This is a genomic window from Bacillus sp. JJ1609, from assembly GCF_036967045.1.
Classification (GTDB): Bacteria; Bacillota; Bacilli; order Bacillales; family Cytobacillaceae; genus Mesobacillus.
Window position 1 is genome coordinate 70039 of the sequence record NZ_JBALSS010000020.1, and the last position, 3556, is coordinate 73594.

At 37.7% G+C, this 3556-nt stretch carries 5 protein-coding genes; 3 read left to right on the forward strand and 2 right to left on the reverse strand.

The annotated features are described in order from the left end of the window. Positions 1-184: 184 nt before the first annotated feature. Both V7654_RS15640 and V7654_RS15645 read right to left on the reverse strand, forming a co-directional pair. The gene (locus V7654_RS15640; protein WP_335431496.1) at positions 185-391 is read right to left on the reverse strand and encodes a YwbE family protein; all 207 of its coding nucleotides are present in this window, start codon (positions 389-391) and stop codon (positions 185-187) included. After that, a complete protein-coding gene (locus V7654_RS15645; RefSeq protein ID WP_335431497.1) occupies positions 391-579 on the reverse strand; it encodes a hypothetical protein in 189 nt (62 codons plus the stop codon). Before V7654_RS15645 ends, V7654_RS15640 begins: the two co-directional genes overlap by 1 nt. 265 nt (positions 580-844) lie before the next feature. On the opposite strand from V7654_RS15645, the gene V7654_RS15650 reads away from it, so the two are divergent. The 3 genes from V7654_RS15650 to V7654_RS15660 all read left to right on the forward strand — a co-directional run bounded on the left by V7654_RS15650 (position 845) and on the right by V7654_RS15660 (position 3447). Next, positions 845-1558: a hypothetical protein gene (locus tag V7654_RS15650; RefSeq protein ID WP_335431498.1), complete on the forward strand. Its 714-nt coding sequence runs from the start codon at positions 845-847 to the stop codon at positions 1556-1558. Positions 1559-1829: 271 nt separating this feature from the next. After that, positions 1830-2654, forward strand: coding sequence for an STAS domain-containing protein (locus tag V7654_RS15655; protein WP_335431500.1), 825 nt, complete (start codon positions 1830-1832; stop codon positions 2652-2654). A gap of 46 nt (positions 2655-2700) precedes the next feature. Next, the gene (locus tag V7654_RS15660) at positions 2701-3447 is read left to right on the forward strand and encodes a Cof-type HAD-IIB family hydrolase (RefSeq protein WP_335431501.1); all 747 of its coding nucleotides are present in this window, start codon (positions 2701-2703) and stop codon (positions 3445-3447) included. The last annotated feature ends 109 nt before the right edge of the window (positions 3448-3556 follow it).

Here is a 3556-nt window from a genome sequence, read left to right on the forward strand (position 1 = left end):
CTCTTGGTTACCTAAAAGAGCAAAAATTGGAAATAGTGGACACCAATAAGGGCTCTTGGGTTACCTAAAAGAACATAAATTGGAAAAAGAATGGTCCTGAGAAGCCTCAAAGAACCATAGCAACAATGGTTATAAAAACAGCCAATATATTTATTAATAAGAAAAGCATTAAAGGAATAATCCTTTAATGCTTTTCTTTGTTTAATATTTCCTTCACTCTGCCGACCTGTCCATCTTCAAGCCTAACCTTGATGCCATGTGGGTGAGTACTTGAATTGGTAAGGATGTCCTTTACAACTCCTGCTGTAAGTTTACCCGACCTTTGATCCTCTTTTAGAACAATATTCACTTTTAGACCTGGTGAAATGTCCTTTCGGTTTTGTCCGGTCATTACACACCCATTTTTCTGCGCTGGTTGCTGACTTTTTTCGTCTGTTGACTCTTCATTTTCTTTGTCTGGTCCATGTGGTTTGAGCTGCCTTTACCACCAGCTGCGCTTTTCATCTTATTTTCAAGCTGTTGTTTGATTGCTTCCTGCAAGCTCAACTTTTTCTTCGGTTCTTCAGTATTGTTTGTCATTTAGTGTGCCTCCTGGACATTATTTTTTAGTACATACAGTATAATCCTTTTTATATAAAAAGGGAATGATGACCTTTAATATACGGTCTTTCATTTCTTCTTAAATTACATTTGCAACAAAAGATTTGAAGATCAATTTAGTATCGAAATAGTTTATATTTATGTGTTAGCGAAAAACGCTATATTTAATCAGACTAACTGCATATTTAACTTTTCCATTTTTTGCATTATTATAAAAGTAAAACCTACCGGGGAATGATTGACATTGAAAAGAACAATACTCGTTATTTTGGGTTTACTTTTAGTAGCAGGAGGTTTATATATTTTCCAGATAGAAAGGGAAGAACGCTATGCAGGACAGAGTTTTATACCCGAACGCTCGAAAGATGTTCCTCTATTTAAAGGATTAAGTCCTGATGGTAATCCTGAGTATGTCATTGAAGGAGATCATTGGGAAGAAATATTGGCCTATTATAAGAAAGTTCTACCCGAAAACGGCTGGGAAGAAGTCTATATCCAGTCCTCTGACAATCATAATGAAGATGGCGCTGGCTTCATGTCCTCCTGGCATAAAAAAGAGCAGCAATGGGAGTTGTATATTGGAGCAGGATACTTTAAGAATCAGAATCAGACCGAAGTTATTTTTGATAAGAGAGAGAGAATGATTGTATCTTCATGGATCGAAGACCAGCCTGAGTCAATCTGTATTAACGAACAGCCAGAGCGAAGTAAAGACTGTTTTGAAATAACCGATAAAAAAACCATCAGTGAAATTATTTCAATGATTAATGGAGCATTTGATCAGAATAAAGAAAGGACTCCTTATGGGGGAAAAAGCACAATAGATGCTGGATCATTCCATATTGAAGTCTATTATGATTTAGATAAGGGAATATATCTAGTATCCGATAAGGGTACAAAGTGGATGAAACCGGAGAAAGAGTTCTTTCAATCCACCAGAATTTCAAAGGAATATTAATAAATATGTTATAACAAAGCATCGGTTATCCAAGCCGGTGTTTTTTCACGTAAAGAATAAATAAACACTCTATTCATTTGCATTTAGCTGCTTAAAATGAGTAATATCTTCCTAGGCCAACCTAATTATTTTTGTGTTCTCTATCAAATATCATTAGGTTGAGGGAAGATAATTTTTAAATAAAAGTGTATTCTATTGTTAAAACTTGATTTGATACGAAAAATCAATATGAATAATTAAAGATTAGAGATATAAAAGGGATGTGACCTTGGTGAATTCAATTACAGCGGTGGCAAATGAACTACAGCAAAATTCAGAAAAAATCTCAAAGGAAATGGTAGAAAAGATAGTTGATCGAATTGGGGTTGAAATTCCACAGTCAGAAATCAACCAGGCGATTGAAGTCTATACAGAGTATTTAGGTTTTCTGGGTGAATCCATTAAAAACTCTGATGAAACTACTCCTGACGCTTTGCTTGAATGGAGCCGAAATAATGGGGAACGAGAAGCAGCAAAAGGAGGAAGAGTTTCAGATATTATCCTCCGTTATCCACCAACAAGACTTGTATTCATTGATAAAATGGCTGAAATTTGTTTAAGACATGACCTTAAAGTCGAGGACTTAATTTGGATCAATAAACGAGTTAACAACATGCTTGATATAAGCATTAACGAAACTGTATTTGCATTTGAAAGACAAAATTCAAAACTGATGAAGGAAGTACAGGACGAAGTTAATATCCTTTCGACTCCTGTTGTCCCTGTCCAGGAAAATATCGCGGTCTTGCCACTTGTTGGCAAGATGGACCATGACCGGGCAACTCTTATCATGGAACGTGCTGTTCCCTTAGTTGCAAAACAAAAAACACAATGTCTGATCATTGATTTTTCAGGTATCGTTACAATCGACTCTACAATTGCCAAGCATGTATTTGATATCCATAATGTGCTCCGGCTGTTGGGAGTGGACTCAATCGCAACAGGGATGAGACCTGAACTGGCTCAGGCAGCTGTAGAGGGAGGCGTTGATTTTTCTAGTATTAAAACGTTCTCGACTGTAAAGCAGGCAATCGAAAGTATTAATAGCCATAATTAGTCTTATAACTCACCCCTTGCTTAGAAAAGGAGATTGGAGGACAGGTTTGGAAAATAATCGACCAGAAATAAAACTGATCGCACTGGATATGGACGGAACTCTATTAAACGAACATCACGAGGTTTCTGAGGAAAATCGGCAGGCTATCAAGGAAGCTGAAAAAAAAGGAGTTAAAGTTGTACTAAGTACGGGCCGAAGCCTGAAAACGGCAAGAGATTATGTTTTATCACTTGAGTTATCGTCCTATCTAGTTACTGTTAACGGCAGTGAAATTTGGGGTCCCGATGGAGAACTTGTTGAACGGACTCCAGTAGCCACAGAGCATATCCAATGGATGCATGATCTATCCAGACAGAACAACGCGAAGTTTTGGGCAATAAGCACTGAAAATAACTGGAACAATGAAATGCCTGAAGATGTCCTTTCACAAGAGTGGCTAAAGTTTGGATTCCACATCGAAGAAGATGACATCCGGGAAAAAGTGCTGAAAGAGCTGGAGGCTAAAGGCTTATTTGAAATTAGTAATTCGAGCCTGGTCAATATTGAAGTAAATGCAATAGGAATCAACAAGGCAAAAGGCCTGCAAAAGGTATGCAGCCTGCTTGGTATTTCAATGGAAAATGTCATGGCTGTAGGTGACAGCTTGAATGATATTGCCATGATTTCCGAGGCAGGGTTAGGTATAGCAATGGGCAATGCACAGGAAACAGTAAAAAAAGCGGCGGATGACATTACAGGGAAAAATACCGAACACGGAGTCGCCCAGGCACTCAAAAAATGGGTTCTAGCATAAATTCAACAGAAGCAGATCAACCCTGCTTCTTATTCTTATTTTGGCTCTGTTAAAGCTGTATGCTGATTTTTAACACCCTGTTGATTGTATAGGAAGGCGCGTAGACTCC

Coding starts and splice junctions, on each gene's coding strand:
- V7654_RS15645 (WP_335431497.1), bottom strand. CDS start 579: ATGACAAACAATACTGAAGAACCGAAGAAAAAGTTGAGCTTGCAGGAA.
- V7654_RS15640 (WP_335431496.1), bottom strand. CDS start 391: ATGACCGGACAAAACCGAAAGGACATTTCACCAGGTCTAAAAGTGAAT.